This window comes from Capnocytophaga canis (genome assembly GCF_000827555.1).
GTDB classification, from domain to species: domain Bacteria; phylum Bacteroidota; class Bacteroidia; order Flavobacteriales; family Flavobacteriaceae; genus Capnocytophaga; species Capnocytophaga canis.
In genome coordinates this window covers 1-25,941 of record NZ_CDOI01000155.1, presented here as the reverse complement: position 1 = coordinate 25,941, position 25,941 = coordinate 1, and the positions used below count along the sequence as shown (strand labels likewise).

Genomic DNA, 25,941 nt, shown 5'->3' with positions numbered 1-25,941 from the left:
AATAAGTAATGAACAAACAACAAGGACACTGGCTTTTAGCCAAAATGGGGAAAAAAGTATTACGACCAGGAGGAAAAGAACTTACCCTTAAAATGATTGATAACTTGGTTGTTAACAATGATGATGTGGTAGTGGAATTTGCTCCAGGATTGGGATTAACTGCGGAAATAACATTGGCAAAAAATCCGGAAAATTACATAGGTATAGAACTTGATCAAGAAGCCGCTGAAAAGTTACGGAAAAAATTTGCGAGAAAAAATGTGCAAATCATCAACAAAAACGCTGCCGAAACCGAATTACCTGAGCAAGTAGCCAATAAGGTGTATGGTGAAGCTATGCTGACGATGCAAGCCGATCACCGCAAAAGGGAAATCATCCGTGAGGCACATCGCATTTTAAAACCAGGAGGGCTATATGCCGTTCATGAGCTTGGATTGACACCCAATGATATTGACCCTGAGGCCAAAGCTACCATTCAACGGGAACTCGCTCAAGTTATAAGGGTTAATGCACGACCTTTGACAGTGATTGAATGGAGTGAAATAATTGAAAGCGAAGGTTTTAAAACAATAAAAGTGGAAACAAATCCAATGCATCTACTTGAAAAAAAACGTATGATCCAAGATGAAGGTTTTTTCAGAACTCTAAAAATAGGATTTAATATTCTTACCAATCCCGATGCACGGAAACGCATTCGAGCGATGCGAAAAGTATTCCGCACGTATGAAAATAATCTAAACGCAGTAGCGATTGTAGCTGAAAAAAAATAATTTTTTAGTTTTCTAAAAAAATGTACTTTTGCTGAGGATAAAGATGAACATAACTCATTTTTATCCTCTTTTTCTTCAAAAATGATTTTTTTATATGAACGTACAATTGATTCTATTTGTAATTCTACTGTATTTCGGTATACTGATCTCTATCTCTTATTTCACATCACGCAAAACAGGTGATGAAACCTTTTTTACGGGTGATCGCAAATCCGCTTGGTTTTTAGTGGCTTTCGGAATGGTAGGTAGTGCTTTATCGGGAGTTACCTTTGTATCATTGCCTGGATCTGTGGCTAATAATCATCTGTATTTTTCTCAATTTGTGATGGGAAATGTAGTAGGATATATGTTCATCGCATTTGTACTAACTCCCTTGTACTACCGCTTGCAATTGGTGTCTATTTACGGTTATTTGAAAGAACGTTTTGGTAAAGTATCTTACAAATCGGGGTCGCTTATTTTCTTGGTTTCACAATCGTTTGGTGCTGCATTACGATTGATGTTGGCTACTAAAATACTCCAATTAGCATTTTTTGACAGAATTGGTATTCCTTTTTACTTAACAGTAATTATCATCATTGTTTTTGTTTGGCTTTATACCTTTAAATCGGGGATAAAAACTATCGTTTGGACAGACACATTACAAACTTTTTTCCTGATTATAAGTATTGTAGCCATTGGAATAGGAATCTCGGATACGCTAGATATGTCTTTTTCTGAAACTGCACAGCAGATTTACAACCATAAATATTTTGACTTTTTCAATTGGGACACTAAATCTGGGAATAATTTTTTCAAACAGTTTATTGCAGGTTTTTTTGTATCGGTGGCTATGATTGGATTAGATCAAAATATGATGCAAAAAACACTAACTTGCAGAAATATTTGGGATGCTCAGAAAAATATGCTCACTTATAGTCTTGTGTTGGCAGGTACACAAATTTTGTTTTTATGCTTAGGAGTTTTATTGTATATCTATGCTGAAAACATGGGAATTATATTGGAAATTGACCCTAAGGGTTTGGTATTAAATACCGACAATTTGTTCCCTAATCTGGCTTTAAATTATTTGGGTATTGTCGCAGGAATGTGTTTTTTATTGGGCATCATTGCAGCATCTTTCTCAAGTATTGATTCAGCATTAACGGCATTGACGACATCCTTTACGTATGATTTTTTGGATATGTCGAAAAAAACATCTCAACAGAAAAAACGTTACAAAAATTTAGCTTTGTTCGGTTTTTCGATTGTTATTTTTTGTATCATAATGATATTTTCTCAAAGTAAGGGCGACGTTATCTCTCTGATTTTCAACATTGCTGGATACACCTATGGACCTTTATTAGGCTTGTTTATCTTCGGAATGTTTACAAATATGAAAATCCATGACAAATGGGTATGGCTGGTATGTATAGCCTCTCCCCTACTTACTTATGCTTTAAGTATTTACTTAAAAAATCATTTCAAGTTTGATTTCGGTTTTGTAAGCATTGCTGTTAATGGAATTTTAACTTTTTTCGGACTATTGTTATTACACAAAAGGAATTAATTTAATTGCTAAATAACACAATCAAAGAAGATTATCCGAAACCTTAGTAGATTTGAGATGCTTCTTTTAGAAAATTAAAAATATCTTTATTTATTTTAATTCTTAATAAACTTTTATATCTTTGCCGAGAATTAATCTAAACATAAATAAAATGAAAAAAGTAAACATTTTAATTTTAACACTCAGTCTATTTATCAATGGATATGCACAAAACAAAAAAGACATTGCTGCCATAAAAAACATGTGTGGTTGCTATGAGGTAACTTTTCGATATGCTGAAACTTTTCGATATGGAGCTGATTCCACCTATGTTCCATCAAAGCCCAGCCGTTCAAAAGCATTGGAATGGGTAGAAGCTGTTGAAGACAAAAAGGATAAAATTGTATTACAGCATTTATTAATTGTTGGAAAGAAAGGTAACGAACGTATCATCAAACATTGGAGACAAGATTGGGAATATCAAAACAGAAATTTTTACACCTATGAACTTGGGGATCAGTGGCTTTTCTCACAAAAACCGAAAAGTGACGTAAAAGGTCAATGGACACAAAAAGTGTTCCAAGTAGACGATAGTCCTCGTTACGAACAAACAGCTACATGGGTACACGTTGACGGAAAAAGTTTTTGGGAAAGTGAGGTTGTTTCTCCTCTACCTCGTCGCGAAGAAGAAGTGAGAAGCGATTACAATGTGATGTTCCGAAGAAATCGACATGAAATCACCAATTATGGTTGGTTACATGAACAAGACAATGATAAAATTCTCCGACGTGATGGAAAAGATGATTTAGTAATTGCCCAAGAGAAAGGATATAATACCTACAAGAAAGTAGATGATGAAAAATGTAAAGCTGCTAAAGATTTTTGGAAAAAACACAACGAAAAATGGGGATTAGTACGAGCAAAATGGAATGAAATATATGCTAAAAACGCAACACTACGTTTTGAAACAAAAGTAGACGGAAAAACCCTTTTTGAGTATCTTTTCGACGAAGAAAATTACAAAACCAAAGAAAAAATAGACGAAATCATTCAAAAATTTGTCCTCTAAGAAATAATTTTTAAGAAAAACACACAAAACGAATTCACTCACTTTAAATGCATCTTTATCCGACTTTTTTAACAGAGAGAGACTATGTGAGGAATTCTGTTTTGTGTGTTTAATTTTTGCTTTAAAATCAAACAATTAACCTCTATCCAAGTTATCATTCCAATTTATCGAAAAAGGCGACTATCTATGATGATAAGGTTCATTCTTGAGAATAGTAAATGCTCGATAAACTTGCTCAACAAAAAATAATCGAATCATCTGATGCGAAAACGTCAATTTCGACAAAGAAAGCATTCCATTGGCTCGTGCATACACCTCTTGAGAAAATCCATAAGGTCCTCCAATCACAAACGTAAGCTGTTTGATGCCTGTATTCAGTTTTTTTTGAATGTATTCTGAAAAACCAACAGAAGTATATTCTTTTCCTCTTTCATCTAAAAGGATTAGTTCGTGCGAAAGCTCTATTTGCTTCAAAATCAACTCTCCTTCTTTCGTTTTTTGCTGTTCTTCACTCAACGATTTACTATTCTTAAGGTCGGGAATGGTTACCAATTCAAAATTTATGTAGTGCAACAATCGTTTTTCATAATCTGAAATAAGTTGTTGCAAATTTGAATTATCAGTTTTCCCTATTGTAATTAGTTTGATATTCATTTCTTACTTTTTAGAATATATATTAAAGAAAAGCAACGGCTCCCCTAATTTTTATTTTTCACCGACTACAATAGGCTTCAATAAAAAATTCTGAGTTACAGGTTGGAGTACAATTTGAAAATAAATGAGACTATCCAAGAAAATTGTTTTATGGGATACCGATAAAAACTTCAATCCCTTTGGATAGTCTCATAAAAAAGATTATTCTTTTTAGAAGAAAAGTCGTTCTCTTTCTCCTTTTTCATTGATTAACTCCAATGAATTTCGGTTTCTTGATGAAAGACTTGCTACGATATTTTTCAATTCATCAATATCTTTAATAGGTTTTGAATTTACTGCAACTAACACCTTTCCTACCACCGAAACATTGTTGTATTCATAAAATTGGGAAGCTCCCGTAACTTTAACTCCTGTTTTGGTTTTAAATTTCTTTTGGTCAACTTCCGAAAGGTTTTTAACCTCCAAGCCCAAAGTGTTAACCACATAAGTAGTATTTTTCTTTAAGTTAACTGTCGTATTACGTTCTTTTCCTTCTCGGTCGTATATCACTTTAAGCTGATCACCTGGACGCTTAGAAGCAATATAACCACTCAAGTCGGAGTACTTGTGAATACGAACATTATCAATTTGCTTGATTATATCTCCTTTTTTAATACCTGCAGCCCCTGCTCCTGATTCCTCATCTACTGAATCCACATAGAAACCTTCGGTTTGTTTTATGCCTAATCTTTCTGCATTGATAGAGTTTAATTCGGTTCCTCGAACCCCCAATACACCGCGTTGTACGTTGCCGTATTCAATCAAATCTTCAATCACCTTTTTGGCTATATTACTCGGAACAGCAAACGAATATCCCATATAAGTACCTGTTGTTGAAGTAATAGCTGTATTTATGCCTATTAAATCACCTTTTAGATTTACCAAAGCACCTCCGCTGTTACCTCGATTTACAACAGCATCAGTTTGAATAAACGATTCTACTTTATCATTACTTCGTTCACTAATATTACGTGCTTTAGCACTGATAATCCCTGCTGTTACGGTTGAGTTCAAATTAAAAGGATTCCCTACAGCTAACACCCACTCCCCTATTTGAGTGTTATCAGAATCAGCAAAGGTTAAAAAAGGCAGTTGTTCTTCGGCCTCAATTTTAAGCAATGCTATATCTGATGAAACATCAGTGCCTATCAACTTAGCCGTGTAAGTTTTGTTGTTGTTGAGGGTAACTTCCAAAGTAGTAGCATCAGCTATGACATGGTTGTTGGTCACGATATACCCATCGGGAGTGATAATTACTCCTGAGCCTGTTCCAACTTGAGTTTGGCTTCCTCCACCATAAAATAAATCAAAAACGGAATTTCCTCCACCTTGTTTAGTAGCTACATTTTTGATGTGTACCACACTATTGACAGTTTTATTTGCTGCCTCAACAAAACTGTTTTCATTCAATTCAAAACGAGTTCCGCCAACATGGTTATTGGTTTGTACAAAATTTGGTTTTTCAGTTATCACGGGTTGTGCAACGGAATCTGTTTTGTCAAGAAACAATTTATACCCCCCTAACGATAGTATACCGCCTAAAAAAGCAGCCGATACAATACTTGCATAATTCTTCATACGGTTTAAATTTTAATCAATTATTTTAATATTATATTTTTAACAAAGTCATTTCATATTGTGCAATAATTATGCCAAAAAGCACGGATAGACTAAGGTCATTTTAAGAAAATCAATACGAATTTTCTAATGAATAAATAATTGCTTTTTTCATTTGTGTATGAATATAATCCTTTACTTCAGCGTAGGAAATATCATATTTCCGGTCGATATTTGTAAATTTTTCGGGAAAATCAGCTAAAATTTTATCATAATAGGCATCTAAACGCTCTCTTGACGGCATTTCATAATCTAATTTCAATTGAAAACGCCGTAGAAGAGCAAAATCAATAAAATCAATATGGTTAGTAGCACAAATTAACACACCTTCTTTTGGAAAATAATCAAATAATTGGATAATCGTATTCACTAAACGACGCATTTCACCCACATCTCGTTCGTCGTCAGTACGAGTTTTACCGATTTGGTCAAATTCATCTAAAAATAAAACAGCCTTTTCGCGCTGAGCTTTATCAAAAACTGCTTTTAAATTTTTTGAAGTTTCTCCGATACGAGAATTTACTAAATTACTCAAATTCAATATGAAAATAGATTTTCCCAACCGATTAGCGATTGATTTTGCGGTGGTTGTTTTTCCACAACCAGAAGCTCCATAAAATAAAATTTTGTTATCAGCTTGTAGGCCATATTTCATTAATTCGGCAATATGTTCGTGTTCTTTGATAAGTTGTTGCAATGCCGTTTTATTTTCATCGGACAGAAAAATATCCTCGAAAGGGATTGATTCCCTATCATGGATTATAAAATCGCTTGTTACCATTTCTTTTAAATTACAATCGCTGACAAATTTACATCTATTTTTCTAAAGTTCATAGCAAACAAAAAAATGTCTGTCGTAATTTTGCACATAAAACGACTTCACGCGTTTTTTTTCGTATTTAGATTAAATGTTACAAAGAAAATTAATATTTAAGAGAAAAAAAACTTGAAAAACATAAAAAAAGTGTAAACCAAGTAGTTACTCGATTTACACCCTTTACTGCGGAGAGAGAGGGATTCGAACCCCCGGAGGTGTTACCCTCAACGGTTTTCAAGACCGCCGCATTCGACCGCTCTGCCATCTCTCCAATTGCACTTGTTATCTCACTTATGCGGTTGCAAAAGTACGACTTTTTTTTATTCCTGCAAATTTTATAGCTTATTTTTTTTATTTTTTTTGAAAATATTTTATATCCTATTAATTTTAAGTTACTTATAAATATTTTTTTGAAGCAAAACATGTTATTATTTTTGATTTTATAAAACTACAGAAGTAAAAAAAACATTAATACATTTATTTTCAATAAAATAAATCTGAGAACATTTATCTAACTCGCCCATATAAAAATTATTTTATGGTAAAAATTATATTTTTTTGAATATTTTTTTATTTTGTGCAATTATCTATCTATATTTGTTTCCTAAAAAGGAATAGTTACAAAAAATGAAAAAACAATTATTAATTGGAGCATTCACAATACTTTTTACTTGTCCAATTGTTAATGCACAGGAAGGTACGCGTATCCAAAACACAAAAAATCAGAAAAAAGAGAATACGCTTAACAGCCAATTTGAAAATCTAATTTCTCAGTCTAATTCGTGGCAAAATTATAAAGTTATCGACAAAGGTAGCCTAACTGTTTATCAACGCAACGTGATGGATAGTTTGGAAAGCGTAAAATCAAAAATTAAAGCTCAACAGCAGGTTGTCGATGCCCACGAAAATGAAATAAAGAAATTGAATAACAATATTCTTTCATTGGAAAATACACTTGAAGAGACACGTAATGAAAAAGATAGTGTTAGTCTTCTGGGTATTTTACTACCAAAATCTACATATTCACTGATTATGTGGAGCATCGTTTTATTGTTGATAGCTATGCTTGTTTTTTATATCTACCGCTACTCCAATAGCAATGTCATAGCCAAAAAATCAATGCAAGATTTAAACGATTTACAAGAGGAATACGAAAATTACAGAAAATCGGCAATCGAAAGAGAGCAAAAAGTACGTCGTCAGTTACAGGACGAAATTAACAAACACAGATAAAATGCGTATTGATATTATTTCAGTTATTCCTGAATTGATAGAAAGTCCATTTAATGCTTCGATCATGCAACGTGCTGTAAAAAAAGGACTTGTTGAGGTCTATTTCCATAATTTAAGAGATTATAGCACAGGGAGTTATAAACAAGTAGATGACTACCAATTTGGTGGCGGAGCTGGAATGGTACTTATGATTGAGCCTATCGACAAATGCATATCGGCCTTGAAAGCTGAACGTTCGTACGATGAGATCATTTATATGACTCCTGATGGTGAAACACTAAATCAAAAGATAGCAAATCGGTTATCACTTTATGAAAATATCATTATTCTTTGTGGACACTATAAAGGAGTTGATCAACGTGTTAGAGATCAATTTATTACGAAAGAAATTTCTATCGGAGATTATGTACTTTCGGGAGGAGAATTGGGTGCTGCCGTTCTGTGTGACGCTATCATCCGCCTGATTCCAGGGGTACTGAACGATGAAACTTCTGCTTTAACAGATTCTTTCCAAGATAATTTACTTGCACCACCTGTTTATACGCGTCCCGCTTCTTACAAAGGTTGGGATGTCCCAGAGGTGTTGATGAGTGGAAATTTCCCTGAAATTGAACAGTGGCGGGAAGAAAAAGCCTATGAACACACCAAAAATAGACGTCCTGATTTGTTAAATAAAGAGTATTAAAAAGGAGGACTCTTTTCTAAAAAATATCGAGAATATTAATTTACTTCATAAAGCTAAAAACGCCATTACCGTTTTGGTAATGGCGTTTTTGTGTATTGCTAAAATTGTTTCTTATTTTTCACATCCTGATTGGTAATTGCTATTTTAATAACTTCTTCCATTTCAGTTACATAATGAAAAGTGAGTCCTTTCAGATAATCCTCACGAATTTCCAATACATCTTTTTCATTTTCTTTGCAGAGTATGATTTCTTTGATACCTGCTCTCTTTCCTGCCAAAATCTTTTCTTTGATTCCTCCTACTGGAAGCACCTTACCTCGTAGGGTAATTTCTCCCGTCATCGCCAGATGTTTTTTTACTCGTTTCTGAGTGAAAAGCGACATCAACGAGGTCAGCATGGTGATTCCTGCACTGGGACCATCTTTCGGAGTTGCTCCTTCAGGAACGTGAATATGAATATTGTTGTCGGAAAATAATGTCGGTTCAATACCAAATCGTTCGGCATTAGCCTTGATATATTCCAATGCAATGGTTGCCGATTCCTTCATGACTGTGCCTAAGTTCCCCGTGATATTAAGTGTTCCTTTCCCTTTAGACAATGCCGATTCAATGAACAAAATATCACCTCCAACGCTTGTCCATGCTAAACCAGTAACAACCCCTGCTATATCATTATCTTCATAACGGTCGCGTTCCATTCTAGCAGGGCCTAAGATTTTGGTTATTTCCTCCAATGATAATTTTGACTCATATGGCTCTTCCATGGCAACCGACTTGGCACAAAAACGCACCAACTTAGCTATTTGTTTTTCCAAACCACGTACTCCGGATTCGCGTGTATATCCTTCAACAACACGTTCAATTTCCTTTTTACCCAAAGAAAGGTCACGACTTTTAAGTCCATGTTCTTCCAGTTGCTTGGGTAATAAATATTTCTTAGCAATTTCAACCTTTTCTTCAATGGTATATCCCGTTACATTAATGATTTCCATACGATCACGAAGTGCTGGTTGGATGGTTGAAAGTTCATTAGCTGTAGCTATGAACATGACCTTGGACAGATCATATCCTACTTCTAAAAAATTGTCATAAAATTCACTATTTTGCTCAGGATCAAGAACTTCTAACATAGCAGAAGAAGGATCCCCATTGTGCGAATGACTCAACTTGTCGATTTCGTCCAATACAAATACAGGGTTAGAGGTTTTAGCTTTTTTCAATAACTGGAGAATTCTCCCAGGCATTGCACCAATGTACGTTTTGCGATGTCCACGAATTTCAGCTTCGTCACGTAACCCTCCTAACGACATACGGACATATTCACGATTCAACGCTTTAGCTATTGATTTCCCTAAAGAGGTTTTCCCTACGCCAGGAGGCCCATAAAAACACAAAATAGGTGATTTCATATCGTTGCGAAGTTTCAACACAGCCAAATGCTCAATAATGCGTCGCTTAACTTCTTCTAAACCGTAATGGTCTTGGTCAAGTACTTTTTGAGCCCGTTTCAAATCAAAATTATCCTTTGAGAACTCATTCCAAGGCAGTTCCAATAACGTATCCAAATAGTTTCTTTGTACTGAATACTCGGCTACTTGAGGGTTCATCCGTTGTAGTTTTCCCAATTCTTTCTCAAAATGTTCCTTGATTTTATCATCCCATTTTTTAGTTTTGGCTACTTTTTTCATCTCCTCAATTTCCTCTTCATAGGAAACGCCTCCCAACTCCTCTTGGATAGTTTTTATTTGCTGATGTAGGAAATATTCACGTTGTTGCTTGTCAATATCAAAACGTACTCTGGACTGAATATCATTACGAAGTGTAAGTTTTTGCAGTTCCAAATCTAAGTATTTTAACGCACACAACGCACGATCTTTCAAATCGTTTGTCTCTAATATTTCTTGTTTCTCTTTTACGAGAGCGTTCATGTTAGATGACACGAAATTCACTAAAAATGCCCCACTTTCTATGTTTTTTATGGCAAACGTAGCTTCAGAAGGTAAATTTGGATTTTCACGTATGATTCGCGTAGCCAAATCCTTAATAGACTCAATAACTACGCCAAATTCCTTATCATTTTTTGGAGGACGTGTTTCCTCTACCTCTTTGATAGTGGCTGTGATATATGGTTTTTCCTCCAAAATAGTATCAATTTCAAAGCGTTTCTTTCCTTGGATGATAATGGTAATATTCCCATCGGGCATTTTGAGTACTTTCAGAATACGTGCTACAGTTCCCAAATGATAAATATCTTTTCCCGTAGGTATTTCGACATTTTCATCAATTTGAGCCACAACTCCAATAGTTTTTGACCCTTCGTTAGCATCGTTTATCAATCGCACCGAAGCATCACGCCCTGCTGTGATGGGAATCACTACCCCGGGAAACAGCACCATATTTCGCAACGGAAGAATCGGTAAAACGGTAGGTAAGGATTCCTTTTGTATTTCTTCTTCATCTTCAGCTGTTAATAGAGGAATAAACTCTGCATCTGTATCGATGGTTTCAGATGAAAAACTGTCAAAATTGCTTAATTTCATTTTCATAAATGGTATATAATATGTCATTTTGTCGTGAATTTATGTTCTTCCGACAAAAAAATATGATTCAAAAATAATATATAATACTATAAATAAAATAGTTACACCTTAGTCAAAGGAACAACTGATGGTAGTACAACAATTGTTGTGCCACAAAATGTAGCAAAGACATGTAAACACATTAAAGACTCCCTAAAAAATTGAATCATACTACAAAGAGGAAGTAGACAATGGTGGATAAAACTGTGTTTTGTATTTTGGTGCGAAATAGAAACAAAAAACACCGATAAACCATTTTGATTCATACGGTGTTTCTTTTTTTCTGCAAAAATGCTCGGTGACCTCGTCAGGATTCAAACCTGAAACCTCTTGAGCCGTAATCAAGTGCTCTATTCAGTTGAGCTACGAGGCCGCAGTTGTTATTAATTCGGGTGCAAAATTACGTGTTTTTTTTAAACTTCCAAATTTTTTATCTTTTTTTTTTCAAAATATTTTTAGTATATAACTCAAACAACTGTTTATGAGAACTTTATTAAAAAAGTTTTAAGCTCAGTACTTAATTGCGTATATTTTCAATGATTCAACACTGATTTTTCAGCATTTTGACCGCTTTTTATTGGCATTGGAGATTTGGCATTAAGAAAATCAGTGAATAAAGCGTGAAAATTTTCCACTGTTCAAATCGACCGCGGGAAGCAAGTTTGGAAAATTTGTCGGAAACCGACTGCTTATTTTTTAATGCCCGTGTGGCTCGCACTTTTGGTTATTTTTCATCTAAGGAAAAGAACAATGAATGAAATAATGAACTCAAAAAATGAATTATCTTCTATTTATAAACAATCTCATTGAGTGAACAAGTGAATTATAGAGATTATAGGGGCTTTCCTGAATACAAGTTGTGCTGTTGTTTATAAAAATTCTCTAAAGTAAATGCAAAAAATATTTTGATTTTTAAGGAATATACTAAATAATTTATTACCTTTGCTTGACTTAAATATCTAAAAAAAATCACATTTTAAAAAATATTTACATTTTATGTTAGAAAAAAGTATTGAAACAGCAAAAACTTGGCTTTCAGATGCTTTCGATGCAGAAACGCGTAAAAAAGTACAAGAACTCTTAGACGGAAATTTAGATGAATTGAAGGAATCGTTCTATAAAAATTTAGAATTTGGAACGGGAGGAATGCGTGGTATTATGGGTATCGGAACGAACCGAATTAATAAATATACCCTTGGGAAAAACACACAAGGACTTAGTAACTACCTTAAAAAATCATTCCCTAACGGTGAAATCAAAGTGGCTATAGCTCATGATTGTCGTAATAATTCAAAAAACTTAGCGAAGGTGGTAGCTGACGTGTTTACGGCTAATGGAATTAAAGTGTTTTTATTTTCGGACTTACGCCCAACTCCTGAGCTTTCGTTTGCCGTACGTCATCTGGGGTGTCAATGCGGTATCGTTTTGACGGCTTCGCACAACCCTCCTGAGTACAACGGTTACAAGGTTTATTGGCAAGATGGTGGGCAGTTGGTTCCTCCGCAAGATGGTGAAATTATGAAATCTATCGATACCATTGATTTTAAAGATATTAATTTCAATGCTAATGAAAATTTATTACAATGGATTGATTCTGAATTAGATAATGCTTTTGCCGAAGCTTCTATCAAAAATGGAAGTTTTAATGCTCCGCAGAAAGAAAATCTTAAAGTGGTGTTCACTTCCTTGCATGGAACTTCGATTACTATGGTTCCTGAAGTATTGAAAAGAGCCGGATACACCAATGTGCATATTGTTGAGGAACAAGCTACTCCTGACGGGAATTTCCCTACCGTAAAATCACCCAATCCTGAAGAGCCAGAAGCTTTGACAATGGCTTTGAAAAAGGCTGAAGAAATAGGTGCCGATATCGTTATAGGAACTGATCCTGACTGTGACCGTGTAGGAGTTGCCGTACGTGATTTGGACGGAAAAATGACTCTACTCAACGGAAATCAAACAATGGTTATGATGACTTTGTTCCTACTTCAAAAACATAAAGAAAAAGGATTTAAAGGTAATGAGTTTATAGGCTCAACTATTGTTTCTACACCAATGATGAATGATATTGCTACTGCATTTGGGGTTGAATGCAAAGTTGGTTTGACAGGTTTCAAATGGATTGCTAAGATGATAAAAGACTTTCCAGAACAAACCTTCGTTGGTGGTGGTGAGGAAAGTTTTGGATATATGGTTGGTGATTTTGTACGTGATAAAGATGCAGTAACAGCCACATTATTAGCGTGTGAAATCGCGGCAACAGCCAAAGCCTCAGGAAGTTCATTCTATAAAGAATTGGTACGAGCCTATGTGGATTATGGTTTCTACAAAGAGTATTTAATTTCTTTAGTGAAAAAAGGCATTTCAGGTTCCGAAGAAATTAGCCAGATGATGAAAGATCTGCGTCAAAATCCATTGAAAGAAATTTATAATGAAAAGGTAACAATGGTAGAAGACTATCAGACCTCCAAAGCACATAATCTTTTAACGGGTGAGGTGGAAGATATTGATATTCCAAAATCGAATGTATTAATATACTACACAGAAAAAGGAACGAAAATCGCTGCACGTCCGAGTGGAACAGAGCCTAAAATTAAGTTTTATTTTAGCGTAAATACACCTTTAGACAGTATTGAAAATTTCAAAAAGGCTGAAAAAACCTTGGATGAGCGAATTAAAAATATCGTAAAAGATATGAAATTAGAAGGATAAACCTTTAATTTTGGTAGAGACGCATCCTATAGCGTCTCTACTTTTTTTAATGATTACTTCTCTCCTACTCTAATTATTTTCGATGGTAAATTCTAATACTAATAGGATTAATACCTAAAAAATTTTTCTTTCCATATACTTCTGATAATAGAACTTTTATCGAAAATAGAATTAGCATAAGGCTGTATTCTCAAACATTGTTTAAAGTTAAAATGTTCATTTTAAGATACATACATTTCTTATAAAAACAAAAAATTCTTTTTAACATAAAATTAGTTTACTAAGGATAATATATTCATTTTTTTATTGTATATTTGCTCTACACTGTCTTTTGTTTTTAACCTAAAAGACAATTCAAAAACAATTTCAACGAAATGAAACATATTACGTATATAATTTGTATTATATTTTGTTTTCTATGCTTCTCAATAAAGGCACAAAGTATAAAGACGGAATTTAAAATCCGTTATGAGGCTTTTGTTAAAGGAGATATTAAAATCATAGGGAACAACATCGTCAATCGAGAAGATCGTCGTAACAATTCTAATATTCCTTTTGATGATCGCAGTCGTGGAGCAAAACTCAATGATGAGTTGAATATGCAATACATTGATGTGGATGATGATCCGACAACATTTTCTTCCAGTAGTGCCAGTTTTTCGTTTGAAGGAAAACAAAAAGCCAAAGTGATTTACGCAGGACTTTATTGGACAGCTACCTATCCTTACACATCAGGAACTCTCAAAGGCACCAACTACGGGATTAAGGATGGTACTCGCGAAAATTCTCAAAGTGTGATGATAAAAACGCCTTCTCGCAAAGATTATGTACATTTGCAAGGAGAGTTGATTTACGACGGTTCTAAAGAACACTCTTTAAAAGGAATTTCCCCTTATGTTTATTATGTGAATATCAGTTATTTATTAACAAATACTGCATCTGAAGGAGAATATACGGTTGCTAATATACGTGCAGCAACTGGGCATATTGCAGGAGGCTCTGCTGCAGGTTGGGCATTGGTTTTAGTCTATGAAAATGAGGATAGCAACATAAAAAAAATCATTACTTATGATGGATTTGAAAGTATCAGTAACGAGCCTAAAACATTTTCTTTCAGTGGATTCACTACTCCAGCAAAAGATGCATTTCAAACTCGTATCATGGGAATCACCCTCGAAGGTGACTTCAGTATGGGAGGTGATCAGGTAACAGTCTCAGTCCCTGCAAGTGGAAAATCATTGACTTTAGAGAGTAAAATTCGCCCACAACGAAATTTCTTCAACAGTGCTATTACATGGAATGACGAGTTTGTAAGGGAAAGAAATCCTGCAAGCCAAAACACCTTAGGTTTTGACATTTTCAAAATGGACATTCCTAATGTGAATCAAGAATTGATTCCAAATGATGCCTCTTCGCTGGATTTGACTTATTCCAAAAGTTTGGACAGGTATTATTTGTTCTTTACTGCCTTGGAAATCGAAAATAATCCAGATGCTATAACGCGTTTACATAGTAGCACACGTGTGACCAAAATCAGTGCTGAAGATGTTAATAAAGGATACTATATTGTGGTAGGAGTATTTTTAAATCAAAAGAACGTGAAAAAACGTATTCAAGAAATGCAAAGTCATGGATACAAAGCCGATACGTTCCACTACAAAGAACAAGTTTTGAACTACGTTTATTTAGAAAAATACGATTCCTATGAACAAGCACTCAAGCGAGTAGAAGAAATTAAGAATGAAGGGAAAATCGCCGATCCTTGGATTTTAGACGTAGAAAATTATTTGTAAAATGAACCTAAGATAATTTCTTTTTCAATTATATTCGTATTTTTGCACCCCAATAATCAGAAGAATGTTAGATAAAGAAACGCAAAAAGCGGTTGATAAAGGAGAAATGCTTCCTCTAATGGAAGCATTTTACACAATTCAAGGAGAAGGATTCTACAAAGGAACGGCGGCTTATTTCATTCGCGTGGGAGGCTGTGACGTAGGGTGTCATTGGTGTGATGTAAAAGAAAGTTGGGATGCAGAAAAACATCCACCAACACACATAGAAGATATCGTAAATCAATCACTTAAGTATTCGAAAACTATTGTAGTTACAGGGGGAGAGCCATTGATGTGGAATATGTTTCCTCTGACCCAAAAGTTAAAAGAAAAAGGAATGAAAACCCATATCGAAACTTCTGGTTCCCACTCATTAACAGGTATTTGGGATTGGATATGCTTGTCTCCTAAGAAGTTACGTTTGCCAACTTCTGAAATTTATCAGAAAGCAAATGAACTAAAGATTATTATCTACAATAGTCATGATTTTATTTTCGCTGAAGAAATGGCAAGTAAAGTATCGGATGATTGTATTTTATATCTCCAACCCGAATGGAGTCGTCGCGATAAGGTAATTCCTGAGATTGTTGATTTTGTGATGAAAAATCCAAAATGGAAAGTATCTTTACAAACGCATAAATATTTGAATATCCCATAATTATTAAATTATAGAATAAAATGAGAAAATACGTATACTTGTTTGGAATTGTTTCTTCCTTAATTTTTGCTTGTAACGATGGAGATTTGGAAGTAGAAACTATTTCCTTCGAAAACAATGAAGTGCTATCCTGTACTGCTGACACTACGGCTACGTTTTTGTTTAAGTACAACGGCAAACAAGCTATGATTTTAGAATTACCTCAAGGGGTACTAAAAAACAGTGAGAATAACACTAAAGGGAAAGTAGCGAGTAACTATAAGTTATACTATCGAAGTTTTTCTGAAAACGTTTCAACAAATTATTTCTGTGCCAATTATCCTCCCGCAAACCCTTTGGTTCAGTCTCAGTTTGAAGCGACAGGTGGCTCCATTACCATAGATACGAAGCCTATAGTGAATACAATGACAAATCAAGTAGAACGCTATGATCATCAAATCACGATTAGCGATTTGGTAATTCTCAACGCAGAAGGCAACAAAGTAGTAGATTCTGAATTTATTTTTGGTGTCTATCAAACACGAAAGTAGCTATTTTTATGAAAAAAAGACAAATAGGCTTGTTTTTTGGTTCATTCAATCCCATACACATTGGTCATATCATTATTGCTAATCATTTAGTTGAGCATAGTGATTTGAGCGAGGTTTGGTTTGTAGTTACACCTCAAAATCCGTTTAAGCAAAAACGGACATTATTGAATAATTATGACCGACTCGAAATGGTACATCGGGCTGTGGAAAGTTACGAAAAGCTACAACCCTCTGACATTGAATTTCATTTGCCTGTACCAAATTATACTACACACACTCTCAGTTACTTAGAAGAAAAATACCCTACCGTAAATTTCGCTTTGATTATGGGAGAAGACAATCTGAAAAGTTTCCATAAATGGAAAAACTATGAACACATTTTAGCGAATTATCCTATATATGTTTATCCACGTATTTCAGAGGGGGAAGTACCAAAAGAGATTGAAAATCAAGGTAATATTATTCATGTAGATGCACCCATTATAGAACTATCTGCAACTTTCATTCGTGAGGAAATTAAAGCTCAACGCAATGTACGCCCCCTGTTGGATGCTAAAGTATGGAAATATATTGACGAAATGGGATTTTATAGGTAGCATTTGTATGGAACTACGGAGTTATAATTATTGATGTAAAGAGTTATAAATAAATGAAATACACTCGATTAACTAAAGAACAATTAGAAGCGTTGCACCACGATTTCGCTGTGTTTTTGGCTACTCAACAAATTACGGCTGACGAGTGGGAGCAACTTAAAAAAGAGAAAAAACATATTGCTGAAGAAGAAATAGATATTTTTAGTGATTTGGTGTGGGAAAAAAGCTTACAAAAAGTATCTTTTTTAGAACGAATAGATAAAAAATCAATCCATTGTTTTCATTTTCAGGATACTAATGCTAAAATGATTTCAGTTCAAGTGTCGGATGGCAATATTGATTTGACAGAACCTGAAGGTTTCCTATGGTTGAAAAAAAATATGTTATCAGATGATGTTCAACTCTTTACAGGAGAAAAGACATACACCACCGAACGGAACATGGAAATTTTTAACCTTATTCAACAAGGAATGCAAATTTCTGATGGACAGTTATTTATCTCACTTAACGAGATGTTGAATTGAAAAAAATATACTTTTTGAAGTTGATTGTTAACTGATTACTCCTATTCCTGTAAACAATATTATTTGAAAAGTATCGTACCTGGAGCATTATGTCCGAAACTTGGCAGTCTAAAATCATCGTTTCTTGAATTGGTGATTTCGTAGATGTTATTTCCCACTCCGGGTATCTCAGGGAAGTAACAGAAGGAAAATTGGAAGTTATGAAAAAGAAGATAATCATTGGAAATGTAAAAACCTATAGCAAATTTTGGGTACATCCCTACGTTGAAAAAAGACGTATGCTCACGACCGATAATCCCTAATTCTACATTTAAAAAAGGACTAATTCGGAAACCATACCAATGGAAAGGGCTGTACAATTGGGTTTGAGAGACTAACAATAGCTTACGTGTGCCATCATAGATATTACTATCGAAATCCTTCATTCCTTCTTTTTCGTTAATCGTTATCTTATCATTAATATGGGTAGCACGATTGAATCCCATCACAAATTGGGCTTTGGCAAATTCTCGAAAATACCAATTCCCTAAAGTGAACAAATTTGAAAAAAAGCTTAATTCCCCTTTGATTGCCACCCGATGAGCTCTACCATTGGACAGAAATCCACCTGCTTCGGTATCTATAGAGAAATATCCTTTATCCGTATAATTTGCCCACGAAGCTCCTATTCCTAAATACGGATAATAATTGAGATTCTTTTTCGATACCCCCGAAGTACCAAAAAACGAATGACCAATGCTAACATCCTCAATATCACCATGCCTAAAAATGTATCTGTCTTGTACAAAACGGGTGCTATTTAAACTTAACTTACTTAAAAATAACTCTTCGTCAGAATAGAAATTTCCTACATTGAGTGAGTCTACTGGAGTTTCAAGAAATTTAGTTTGCTTGTAACGTGCCGAAATAATAGCTCTATGGATACTTTTATCATCACTGTTTTTCAATGGAATAGCGTAGCCTCCATAAGTATCATATATTCGATACTTTATATAAGGATATAACAAAGAATCATTGACAAACATACGTTCTGCTTGTCGATTTTCGTAAAAAGCTATTCTACCTGTCCACCGAGCGTAAGGCGAAAATAAAGGACGATCTAGTACCAAACGCCCCGAATACTCTTCCAAATCTTGGTAATAGGAAGCGATACCGTCAATGTGTGTGTTTTCGATATTTCGAGCTCGGTAGTAAATACCTTTTCCATTTTCACTAAATTTCTTGAAGTACTGACGATAGGTCAACGATAGTTGGTGTCCTATCCCAAAAAGATTGTATTCACTGACGCGTATCCATCCTCGTTTGTCTGTCCAGTCTGAATCGAAAAACATAGTCCAACTATCTAAAGCAACCACTTGAATATCAATAGAATCTGATACAGGTGTTATTGGTATTGGACGAATCACCACTCTACGAATATAGTTCTGATCTCGTAAAATACGTTCCGATTCCTGTACCAGTAGTGAATCCAATCGATCATTTTTTGAAAACAACAATTGCTTTTTTACTGTTCCTCGCTTAGTTTTATTATGCAAGGAATTACCATAAATTTCTAATTTTTTTCCTGGTTTTTTGGATAAATCTTTTTCGCTATATCCAAAAGGGTCTAAGGTAATGATTTCAATATTTCGAATAATTTTTCCTTGATATGGTTTGAAGTTTATTTCATCAGTTACTTTACCCGTTTGTGGAGTAGTTACCTTGGGCTTTGTGAATAAAAAATCGTAAATTTTCTGTGTAAGTTTTCTTTTTTTGAGATATTCTCCAGCATCTTTGTAGAATTTATCATCTCTTTGTGTTTTTAATGAATCTATTTGTACCATATCCAAAGAGTCAATCACTTGAGAGGTCACATTTTGTAATCCTACAAGCAAAAGAGATAGATATAGACATAATTTTTTCATTTATTATCTTCTTTTTTCAAAAAAATCTACTAATAGTTTTGATGACTCATCGGCTAATACTCCACCAATAATTTGTGTTTTTGGATGTAATTTCACTCCGGTTGTTTGAAAGCCTCGTTTAGGATCGGATGCACCAAAAACAACTTTTGAAATTTGGCTCCAATATAAGGCTCCTGCACACATGGTACATGGTTCTAAGGTCACATAAAGTGTACAATCTTTCAAGTATTTACCCCCTAAGTAATTGGAAGCCACAGTGATAGCTTGCATTTCGGCATGTGCCGTTACGTCTGTGAGTAATTCAGTCAAATTGTGAGCTTGGGCTATAATTTGTCCTTGAATAGTTATGATTGCCCCTACAGGAATTTCATTCTTATCGAAAGCTTTCTCTGCCTGTTCTAAGGCTCTTCGCATAAAATAAAAATCATCCATAATTTAATGTATTGATTCTTAGTAATATTAAATAAATGTATAATTTTTAGGATTGTCCCAAGGACTAAAATAGTTTGATTTTGTTTTCTATTAAGACAAAATCAAACTACTTTTTTATTATTCTAATTTGTTGGATTTTCTTATTTTCCTCCAAAAAATCCACCTAAAACATCGCCTAAGCCTCCGTTTTTTGATGAAGTGCTGGAATTTCCTAACTTTCCTACAACATCATCTAAAATATTTCCATCTCCGTTAGCGTCTAACAATGAGGTTAATAGATTTCCACCACTACTATTTCCTGTTAATGTTGAAAGTAAACCTCCCAATCCACTTGCCGATGAAACGTTGTTTTCTGACATTTTCTTAGCAATAAAACTCATCAGCACAGGAGCTAAAATTTTTAAAATTTGTAACACATTCGATGAAGAAACTCCTGTCTTTGAGCTAATTGCATCGGATAAAGTAGATTCTTTACCACCTAAAAGATGTCCTAAAATACCTGATCCTTCATTGGTTAAGGGATTATCTCCTTTGTTTTCAAACAAACTTCCTAAGTTATTCAATAAATTTCCGTTATGTTTGTCACTGGTTAAAGCACTGAGCAAACTTGTTGCCGCCTGTTCATTATCACTTTTGTTTTGCATTGCTCCCAATAGCAAAGGAGTTGCCATTTCAATCACAGACGAAGCTTTTGAAGGAGAAACACCCGTTTCTTTGCTTACGCCATTTACAATTTGTTGAAAATTATTTTCGCCTAGAAAGTCTAAAATTCCTGCCATATTTAATTTATTTATCATTTATTTTTTTTATCACCACTTTGTCCGAACAATTTTCCAGAGTTACTTCTATTTCCTTCTCAGCAATTACTCCTTCAATTACGTATATTTTACAGGGAGTCGCTTTGGTGTCGCTTTTAGAAAACAGCACATCTCCATGGGTAAATAATTCCATAAAATCATCCTTTGTTAGAGAAGTTTGGATATCTACTTCTATTGTTTTTGAACGTATGTCTTTCAATACTCTACAATTGGGAAAATAGCAAAAAGGTTCTGTATCTTTTTTCTTGAAGAAGAAAGCTACGAAAACGATACCAATTCCAAGTCCAATAGAATAATATCCGAAGCGTTTTAAAATTGACATATTTTATATGAATAAAAGATTTATGGGTTTATAAGGGATACCAAACCACTGTGAAATCGTGTTATCTGTTAATACTCCATGGTAGAAATAGAGCCCATTTCTCAATCCCTTATCGATATGTAACACGTTTTCAATGCCTCCCTCCTCACCTATTTTCAACAGATAAGGAGTTAAAATATTACTCAACGAAAAGGATGCTGTTCGAGCATATCGTGAAGCGATATTCGGAACACAATAGTGTATCACATTATGTTCCATGAATGTAGGTTCTGCAAATGTCGTAATTCGACTGGTTTCTACACATCCTCCGGTGTCGATACTCACATCTACGATTACCGCCCCTCTTTTCATAATTTTTACCATATCTTCATTCACTACCACAGGGGAACGATTCTCCCCACGCATCGCACCGATAACCACGTTACATCTCATCAATGCTTTTTTCAACACCTTAGGCTGCAAGGTTGAGGTAAAAACATTTTCATTTACGGCCTGTTTCAGTTTTCGCAAATTAGCCAAAGAATTATCAAAAACTTTCACTTTGGCTCCTAATCCAATGGCAGACTTCACTGCAGCTTGAGTAACTTCATTAGCTCCAAGGAAAACGACTTCAATGGGGGGAACTCCAGTAATATTTCCAAAAAGAATACCTCCTCCTCCATAAGATGTATTTCCGATAAGTTCAGATGCTACTAATACGGATGCCACTCCTATAATTTCACTAATCGACTGAACTACAGGGTGATTATATTCATCATCTTGAATGTATTCAAATGCCAACGCAGTTATTTGTTTCTTAGCTAAAGATGTGAAATAGTCTTTGTCTTGGGTTTTTATCTGTAAGGCAGAAAGAAGTACAGATTTGGGTTTCAAATGCTCAATTTCAGCTTTTGTAGGAGGTTCAACCTTTAAAACAATCGGACATGAGAACACCTGTTCAGAGTCATAAACAATCTGAGCTCCTGCTTCGCTATAATCGCGGTCAGAAAAATTTGCCTCCTCCCCTGCTCCCGTTTCTATTAGGATTTGATGACCATTTGCTACCAAAACGGCAACATCGTCAGGAGCCAAACAAATACGTCGCTCTTGAAAGGTATGCTCCTTAGGTAAACCTATTTTTAGCGACACTTGTTGATTTGACACAGCTAAACACTCCTCTTGAGGTAAAAACTTTGAAAATGTGGATATTGAAGACATAATCTTTACTCTTTCGAGGGTACAAATATAAATAGAAAACCGTTAATAACAAAAACTATTTTTTTGGATAGATATGAATTTTGATTTTCATATTTTTATGTATATTTGCAAAAGTCGAAAAATTCACGTCTAAATACGTCATTGGGATGCTTCGTAGAGGGTACTAATTCAAAGGATTTTACCGTTAACGAATGGAAAATATGACAAAAAAGAGATGTAAATTATTTTTAGATTACCAAAAGAATAACTAAAAAATATTATTTATTTAAAAATTAACAATGAATCAGACTATAACAGCTAATTTTGAAAAAGTGAAACCCTATTTCTTAATTTTTCCATTATTAGTGATGGCGAGTGTTTTCTGCTTTTTGTTTGTAAACAACGCTTTAGAACCTGAAAAATACGTTTTTATTCAACAAGAATGTTTTTTTTATTTGAATAAAAAATTATCGCAATTTCCTTATTTACAATATAATTTAACCCAATTTGGAGATGCTTTCATCGTGTTGTGTATGCTTTCGGTTTTCTTTTTTTATACTCCGAAGATATGGGAAAATCTGCTGTCTGCTTCGTTGCTATCGCTCTTTTTTTCAAGGGGTTTAAAGGAATTTTTTGATGTTCCTCGTCCTGCTACCATACATCCTATAGATTCCTTTACGATTGTTGGAGAAAAAGCAGTCGGATTTTCAAGTTTTCCGTCAGGTCATTCGATAACCGTTTTTACAACGTTATGTGTACTGCTGATTGCTTTTTTACCTAAATCATTGATTAAAAAGGTTTTATATGTTGTTATACTTGTTTTTTTGGGACTCATTTTAGCTTTCACTCGTGTAGGCGTGGGGGCTCATCATCCACTGGATGTGATTTCAGGATGTGCAATAGGTTCTATATCAGCTTTTTTGGGAATTCTTATTAACCAAAAATATAACGCATGGACATGGATTTCCAATAAAAAATACTTACCTATTTTTATGGTGCTATTCTTAGGTTCCGTTATATTTTTGATTTACAGAATTTTAGAAGAAAATATTTTTGTATATTACCTTTCTTTATCTAGTTTAATTGTTTCACTATACACTATCATAAAAGCATATGTTAAAAAAAATAATAAATAATATTATTTTATATCGTTTTGTGCTAATTATCAGCATTTTAAACTTTATTTTCTTCCATTACGGATTCTTCAGTTTTGTTTTTCAAAATATTGATTACCATAGTTTTAATGGAATTTTACTTGTTATTAGTTTGTTTATACTGATGGTAGTAGCTAATTTCTTTGCTTTTTACCTGATTTTGTTTTTACTTCGAACTATAGGTAAGTTTTTGTTAGCTATCATCTTCATTCTAAGTGCAATAGCTGTGTATTTTATCAATACATATAGTATTATTGTTGATGAAAGTATGATTGGTAATCTATTAAATACCAATTACGAAGAATCAAGTAGCTTTTTTTCTGTGAAGTTAGTTTTGTATCTACTCGTTTTGGGGATTATTCCAAGTATTTATATTTTAAAAGCAAGAGTTACATATCCTTCTGTAAAAAAATTCTTTAAAAATTTAGGAGCTATTTTATTGGTTATTTTAATTTTAGTAGTCATAAATGCAAAAAATATTCTTTGGATTGACAAAAATTCAAAATATTTGGGAGGATTGGCTATGCCATGGTCATATTCGGTGAATACGATTCTTTACTACGTTCACAAAGCACAAGAAAATAGGCAAGAGATTTTGCTACCCGATGCCACGATAAAAAATAAGGAAAAATCGGTGATGGTGTTGGTCATTGGGGAGTCGGCTCGTAGTGAAAATTTTTCGCTTTATGGTTACAAAAAAAATACGAATCCGTTGCTTTCAAAAACAGAAAATGTTTTCCATTTTAAGGCTAATTCGTGTGCAACTTATACCACTGCCGCTGTAAAATGCATTTTAGAGCATCAGGATACAGGAGATTTATATGAAATTTTGCCAAACTATCTAAATCGTAGTGGTGTTGAGGTGGTTTGGAGAACGACCAATTCTGGTGAGCCTCCTGTTCATATTGATAAGTACTTCACAGGAAGTGCATTACGTCAAAATTGTGAAGAGAAAAATTGTGATTATGACGAGGTGCTTTTATCAGGGTTAAAAGAACAGATTTCGAAAAGTGATAAGGATAAAATATTAATTATTTTACATACTTCTACCAGTCATGGACCTACATATAATAAAAAATATCCTGCTGAATTTGAGGTATTTAAACCCGTATGTAATAGCGTGGAGTTAGGGAATTGCTCTCATGAGGAACTCATAAACGCTTATGACAATACGATTGTTTACACGGATTACATGTTGCACAAAATAATCGGAGATTTGAAAGAATTGGAGGATTACAAAACTGCCATGCTCTACGTTTCAGATCATGGCGAATCCTTAGGAGAAAAAAATCTGTATATGCATGGGTTACCGATGAGTATTGCTCCAAAAGAACAATATGAAATCCCTTTTATTGTCTGGAAATCAGCAGATTCTAAGTCTATAAAATCTCTTAAAGACGTTACACAACACCATGTGTTCCACAGCGTTTTGAAATTTTTGGACGTAGAGAGTCCTATCTATAAGGAAGAATTGAGCATTTTTGGCGATTAGCAATAAACTAAAAGATAAAAAAGTTGTATATTTGCTCTAAATAATTACAAATAAATTTAAAACACAGAAAAATGAGTAACTTTCCCAAATTTTTATTAGGTGACAATAGTGATTTTCCAGATGCTATTTTCGTCATCCATACCGAATACCCTCGCTTTGTACTTAATTTAGAAACCGATGAGGTTGAATGGTTGGAAGATTTCGATGAAGAAGACACTAAGGAACTTGAAATAGAGGCTGAAAACCTTATTCAGCAGTCATATGAATTTTACGAGCGTGAAATTGACCGATACGAGGGGTAATTCTGCTTTAAATTTTATTAACTAGAAATCCTTAATTATGAAAAATGTACTAAATATCAATCAATTAGATGTAGAAAATGGTGTTTACACTTATGCTGACTACCTTCTTTGGAAATTTGAAGAGCGTGTGGAGCTTCTCAAAGGAAAGATTTTCAAGATGTCACCTGCACCCAGTTTGAAACATCAGAAAATTTCTATGAATTTGAGTGGATTACTATGGCAATTTCTCAGAGGAAAGAAATGTCAATTGTTTTCAGCTCCGTTTGATGTACGTTTGCCTAAAAAGGAAGAAAAAGGTGATAATATTCACACGGTAGTTCAACCTGATTTATGTATAATTTGTGATGAAAGCAAATTGGATGAACGTGGCTGTATTGGAGCTCCTGACCTTATTATCGAAATTCTTTCGCCGGGAAATTCGAAAAAAGAAATGAAAAACAAGTTTGAGCTTTACCAAGAATCGGGTGTGGAAGAATATTGGATTGTAAACCCAACGGA

24 protein-coding genes and 2 tRNA genes are annotated in these 25,941 nt (G+C 34.2%); 15 read left to right on the top strand and 11 right to left on the bottom strand.

The features are described from left to right. Positions 1 to 8 precede the first annotated feature (8 nt). From CCAND38_RS07135 to CCAND38_RS07125, 3 genes are all read left to right on the top strand, one after another. Positions 9 to 770, top strand: a complete 762-nt coding sequence (locus tag CCAND38_RS07135; RefSeq protein WP_042344563.1) for a class I SAM-dependent methyltransferase — start codon at positions 9 to 11, stop codon at positions 768 to 770. A 94-nt stretch (positions 771 to 864) separates the two neighbouring features. Next, positions 865 to 2,319 (top strand): sodium:solute symporter, encoded by a 1,455-nt coding sequence (locus CCAND38_RS07130; RefSeq protein ID WP_042344562.1) that lies wholly within the window; start codon positions 865 to 867, stop codon positions 2,317 to 2,319. A 151-nt stretch (positions 2,320 to 2,470) separates the two neighbouring features. After that, positions 2,471 to 3,367 (top strand): DUF6607 family protein, encoded by an 897-nt coding sequence (locus tag CCAND38_RS07125; RefSeq protein ID WP_042344561.1) that lies wholly within the window; start codon positions 2,471 to 2,473, stop codon positions 3,365 to 3,367. A gap of 180 nt (positions 3,368 to 3,547) precedes the next feature. Here CCAND38_RS07125 and rlmH read toward each other — a convergent pair whose 3' ends face one another. The 4 genes from rlmH to CCAND38_RS07105 form a co-directional block, all read right to left on the bottom strand. Further along, positions 3,548 to 4,021 (bottom strand): 23S rRNA (pseudouridine(1915)-N(3))-methyltransferase RlmH, encoded by a 474-nt coding sequence (gene rlmH, locus CCAND38_RS07120; protein ID WP_042344560.1) that lies wholly within the window; start codon positions 4,019 to 4,021, stop codon positions 3,548 to 3,550. Between the two features lie 210 nt (positions 4,022 to 4,231). Beyond that, positions 4,232 to 5,638: a S1C family serine protease gene (locus CCAND38_RS07115; protein ID WP_042344559.1), complete on the bottom strand. Its 1,407-nt coding sequence runs from the start codon at positions 5,636 to 5,638 to the stop codon at positions 4,232 to 4,234. A 112-nt stretch (positions 5,639 to 5,750) separates the two neighbouring features. Continuing rightward, complete coding sequence (locus CCAND38_RS07110; RefSeq protein WP_042006973.1) at positions 5,751 to 6,458, bottom strand: AAA family ATPase; 708 nt, start codon at positions 6,456 to 6,458, stop codon at positions 5,751 to 5,753. A 222-nt stretch (positions 6,459 to 6,680) separates the two neighbouring features. Then, positions 6,681 to 6,765, bottom strand: a tRNA-Ser gene (locus tag CCAND38_RS07105). A 356-nt stretch (positions 6,766 to 7,121) separates the two neighbouring features. Between CCAND38_RS07105 and CCAND38_RS07100 the strand changes: the two genes are divergently transcribed. Both CCAND38_RS07100 and trmD read left to right on the top strand, forming a co-directional pair. After that, positions 7,122 to 7,727, top strand: a complete 606-nt coding sequence (locus tag CCAND38_RS07100) for a hypothetical protein (RefSeq protein WP_042006975.1) — start codon at positions 7,122 to 7,124, stop codon at positions 7,725 to 7,727. A 1-nt stretch (position 7,728) separates the two neighbouring features. Next, entirely contained in the window at positions 7,729 to 8,412 is a 684-nt protein-coding gene (gene trmD, locus CCAND38_RS07095; protein WP_042006977.1) for a tRNA (guanosine(37)-N1)-methyltransferase TrmD, read from the top strand. A 98-nt stretch (positions 8,413 to 8,510) separates the two neighbouring features. Here the strand turns inward: trmD and lon are convergent, their stop codons facing one another. Both lon and CCAND38_RS07085 read right to left on the bottom strand, forming a co-directional pair. After that, on the bottom strand, positions 8,511 to 10,952 hold the full coding sequence (gene lon, locus CCAND38_RS07090) for an endopeptidase La (RefSeq protein ID WP_042007016.1): 2,442 nt from the start codon (positions 10,950 to 10,952) through the stop codon (positions 8,511 to 8,513). Positions 10,953 to 11,290: 338 nt separating this feature from the next. Continuing rightward, positions 11,291 to 11,364, bottom strand: a tRNA-Arg gene (locus CCAND38_RS07085). 623 nt (positions 11,365 to 11,987) lie between these two features. Here CCAND38_RS07085 and CCAND38_RS07080 point away from each other — a divergent pair. From CCAND38_RS07080 to CCAND38_RS07055, 6 genes are all read left to right on the top strand, one after another. Beyond that, the gene (locus tag CCAND38_RS07080; RefSeq protein ID WP_042006979.1) at positions 11,988 to 13,703 is read left to right on the top strand and encodes a phospho-sugar mutase; all 1,716 of its coding nucleotides are present in this window, start codon (positions 11,988 to 11,990) and stop codon (positions 13,701 to 13,703) included. A 374-nt stretch (positions 13,704 to 14,077) separates the two neighbouring features. Next, positions 14,078 to 15,496, top strand: a complete 1,419-nt coding sequence (locus CCAND38_RS07075; RefSeq protein WP_042344558.1) for an SPOR domain-containing protein — start codon at positions 14,078 to 14,080, stop codon at positions 15,494 to 15,496. Between the two features lie 64 nt (positions 15,497 to 15,560). Then, positions 15,561 to 16,193, top strand: coding sequence for a 7-carboxy-7-deazaguanine synthase QueE (locus tag CCAND38_RS07070; RefSeq protein ID WP_042006983.1), 633 nt, complete (start codon positions 15,561 to 15,563; stop codon positions 16,191 to 16,193). Between the two features lie 20 nt (positions 16,194 to 16,213). After that, positions 16,214 to 16,723 carry a hypothetical protein gene (locus CCAND38_RS07065; RefSeq protein ID WP_042006985.1) on the top strand — a complete coding sequence of 170 codons (510 nt, stop codon included), beginning with the start codon at positions 16,214 to 16,216 and terminating at the stop codon, positions 16,721 to 16,723. Positions 16,724 to 16,731: 8 nt separating this feature from the next. Continuing rightward, positions 16,732 to 17,319 (top strand): nicotinate (nicotinamide) nucleotide adenylyltransferase, encoded by a 588-nt coding sequence (gene nadD / locus CCAND38_RS07060; protein ID WP_042344556.1) that lies wholly within the window; start codon positions 16,732 to 16,734, stop codon positions 17,317 to 17,319. Positions 17,320 to 17,372: 53 nt separating this feature from the next. Beyond that, entirely contained in the window at positions 17,373 to 17,843 is a 471-nt protein-coding gene (locus tag CCAND38_RS07055) for a DUF6495 family protein (RefSeq protein WP_042006989.1), read from the top strand. Positions 17,844 to 17,902: 59 nt separating this feature from the next. Here CCAND38_RS07055 and CCAND38_RS07050 read toward each other — a convergent pair whose 3' ends face one another. From CCAND38_RS07050 to CCAND38_RS07030, 5 genes are all read right to left on the bottom strand, one after another. Then, positions 17,903 to 19,747 carry a BamA/TamA family outer membrane protein gene (locus CCAND38_RS07050; RefSeq protein ID WP_042344555.1) on the bottom strand — a complete coding sequence of 615 codons (1,845 nt, stop codon included), beginning with the start codon at positions 19,745 to 19,747 and terminating at the stop codon, positions 17,903 to 17,905. A gap of 3 nt (positions 19,748 to 19,750) precedes the next feature. Beyond that, positions 19,751 to 20,179, bottom strand: coding sequence for a nucleoside deaminase (locus CCAND38_RS07045; protein ID WP_042344554.1), 429 nt, complete (start codon positions 20,177 to 20,179; stop codon positions 19,751 to 19,753). A 140-nt stretch (positions 20,180 to 20,319) separates the two neighbouring features. Further along, the gene (locus CCAND38_RS07040) at positions 20,320 to 20,958 is read right to left on the bottom strand and encodes a DUF937 domain-containing protein (protein WP_042344589.1); all 639 of its coding nucleotides are present in this window, start codon (positions 20,956 to 20,958) and stop codon (positions 20,320 to 20,322) included. 7 nt (positions 20,959 to 20,965) lie between these two features. Then, entirely contained in the window at positions 20,966 to 21,319 is a 354-nt protein-coding gene (locus CCAND38_RS07035) for a hypothetical protein (RefSeq protein ID WP_042006996.1), read from the bottom strand. 3 nt (positions 21,320 to 21,322) lie between these two features. After that, the gene (locus tag CCAND38_RS07030; protein WP_042344587.1) at positions 21,323 to 22,507 is read right to left on the bottom strand and encodes an alanine dehydrogenase; all 1,185 of its coding nucleotides are present in this window, start codon (positions 22,505 to 22,507) and stop codon (positions 21,323 to 21,325) included. 287 nt (positions 22,508 to 22,794) lie between these two features. On the opposite strand from CCAND38_RS07030, the gene CCAND38_RS07025 reads away from it, so the two are divergent. The 4 genes from CCAND38_RS07025 to CCAND38_RS07010 form a co-directional block, all read left to right on the top strand. Then, the gene (locus tag CCAND38_RS07025; protein WP_042344553.1) at positions 22,795 to 23,631 is read left to right on the top strand and encodes a phosphatase PAP2 family protein; all 837 of its coding nucleotides are present in this window, start codon (positions 22,795 to 22,797) and stop codon (positions 23,629 to 23,631) included. Continuing rightward, positions 23,609 to 25,141 carry a phosphoethanolamine--lipid A transferase EptA gene (gene eptA, locus CCAND38_RS07020; protein WP_042344551.1) on the top strand — a complete coding sequence of 511 codons (1,533 nt, stop codon included), beginning with the start codon at positions 23,609 to 23,611 and terminating at the stop codon, positions 25,139 to 25,141. The genes CCAND38_RS07025 and eptA overlap by 23 nt, the downstream gene beginning before the upstream one ends. Before the next feature lie 71 nt (positions 25,142 to 25,212). Beyond that, positions 25,213 to 25,443, top strand: coding sequence for a DUF8828 family protein (locus tag CCAND38_RS07015; RefSeq protein WP_042007003.1), 231 nt, complete (start codon positions 25,213 to 25,215; stop codon positions 25,441 to 25,443). A gap of 37 nt (positions 25,444 to 25,480) precedes the next feature. Beyond that, a partial coding sequence (locus CCAND38_RS07010) for a Uma2 family endonuclease (protein WP_042344549.1) occupies positions 25,481 to 25,941 on the top strand: 461 nt, incomplete at its 3' end.

Coding starts and splice junctions, on each gene's coding strand:
- CCAND38_RS07110 (WP_042006973.1), bottom strand. CDS start 6,458: ATGGTAACAAGCGATTTTATAATCCATGATAGGGAATCAATCCCTTTC.
- CCAND38_RS07045 (WP_042344554.1), bottom strand. CDS start 20,179: ATGGATGATTTTTATTTTATGCGAAGAGCCTTAGAACAGGCAGAGAAA.
- CCAND38_RS07135 (WP_042344563.1), top strand. CDS start 9: ATGAACAAACAACAAGGACACTGGCTTTTAGCCAAAATGGGGAAAAAA.
- CCAND38_RS07075 (WP_042344558.1), top strand. CDS start 14,078: ATGAAACATATTACGTATATAATTTGTATTATATTTTGTTTTCTATGC.
- CCAND38_RS07050 (WP_042344555.1), bottom strand. CDS start 19,747: ATGAAAAAATTATGTCTATATCTATCTCTTTTGCTTGTAGGATTACAA.
- trmD (WP_042006977.1), top strand. CDS start 7,729: ATGCGTATTGATATTATTTCAGTTATTCCTGAATTGATAGAAAGTCCA.
- CCAND38_RS07125 (WP_042344561.1), top strand. CDS start 2,471: ATGAAAAAAGTAAACATTTTAATTTTAACACTCAGTCTATTTATCAAT.
- CCAND38_RS07035 (WP_042006996.1), bottom strand. CDS start 21,319: ATGTCAATTTTAAAACGCTTCGGATATTATTCTATTGGACTTGGAATT.
- CCAND38_RS07015 (WP_042007003.1), top strand. CDS start 25,213: ATGAGTAACTTTCCCAAATTTTTATTAGGTGACAATAGTGATTTTCCA.
- CCAND38_RS07080 (WP_042006979.1), top strand. CDS start 11,988: ATGTTAGAAAAAAGTATTGAAACAGCAAAAACTTGGCTTTCAGATGCT.
- lon (WP_042007016.1), bottom strand. CDS start 10,952: ATGAAATTAAGCAATTTTGACAGTTTTTCATCTGAAACCATCGATACA.
- eptA (WP_042344551.1), top strand. CDS start 23,609: ATGTTAAAAAAAATAATAAATAATATTATTTTATATCGTTTTGTGCTA.
- CCAND38_RS07070 (WP_042006983.1), top strand. CDS start 15,561: ATGTTAGATAAAGAAACGCAAAAAGCGGTTGATAAAGGAGAAATGCTT.
- CCAND38_RS07055 (WP_042006989.1), top strand. CDS start 17,373: ATGAAATACACTCGATTAACTAAAGAACAATTAGAAGCGTTGCACCAC.
- CCAND38_RS07040 (WP_042344589.1), bottom strand. CDS start 20,958: ATGGCAGGAATTTTAGACTTTCTAGGCGAAAATAATTTTCAACAAATT.
- rlmH (WP_042344560.1), bottom strand. CDS start 4,021: ATGAATATCAAACTAATTACAATAGGGAAAACTGATAATTCAAATTTG.
- nadD (WP_042344556.1), top strand. CDS start 16,732: ATGAAAAAAAGACAAATAGGCTTGTTTTTTGGTTCATTCAATCCCATA.
- CCAND38_RS07025 (WP_042344553.1), top strand. CDS start 22,795: ATGAATCAGACTATAACAGCTAATTTTGAAAAAGTGAAACCCTATTTC.
- CCAND38_RS07115 (WP_042344559.1), bottom strand. CDS start 5,638: ATGAAGAATTATGCAAGTATTGTATCGGCTGCTTTTTTAGGCGGTATA.
- CCAND38_RS07100 (WP_042006975.1), top strand. CDS start 7,122: ATGAAAAAACAATTATTAATTGGAGCATTCACAATACTTTTTACTTGT.
- CCAND38_RS07065 (WP_042006985.1), top strand. CDS start 16,214: ATGAGAAAATACGTATACTTGTTTGGAATTGTTTCTTCCTTAATTTTT.
- CCAND38_RS07130 (WP_042344562.1), top strand. CDS start 865: ATGAACGTACAATTGATTCTATTTGTAATTCTACTGTATTTCGGTATA.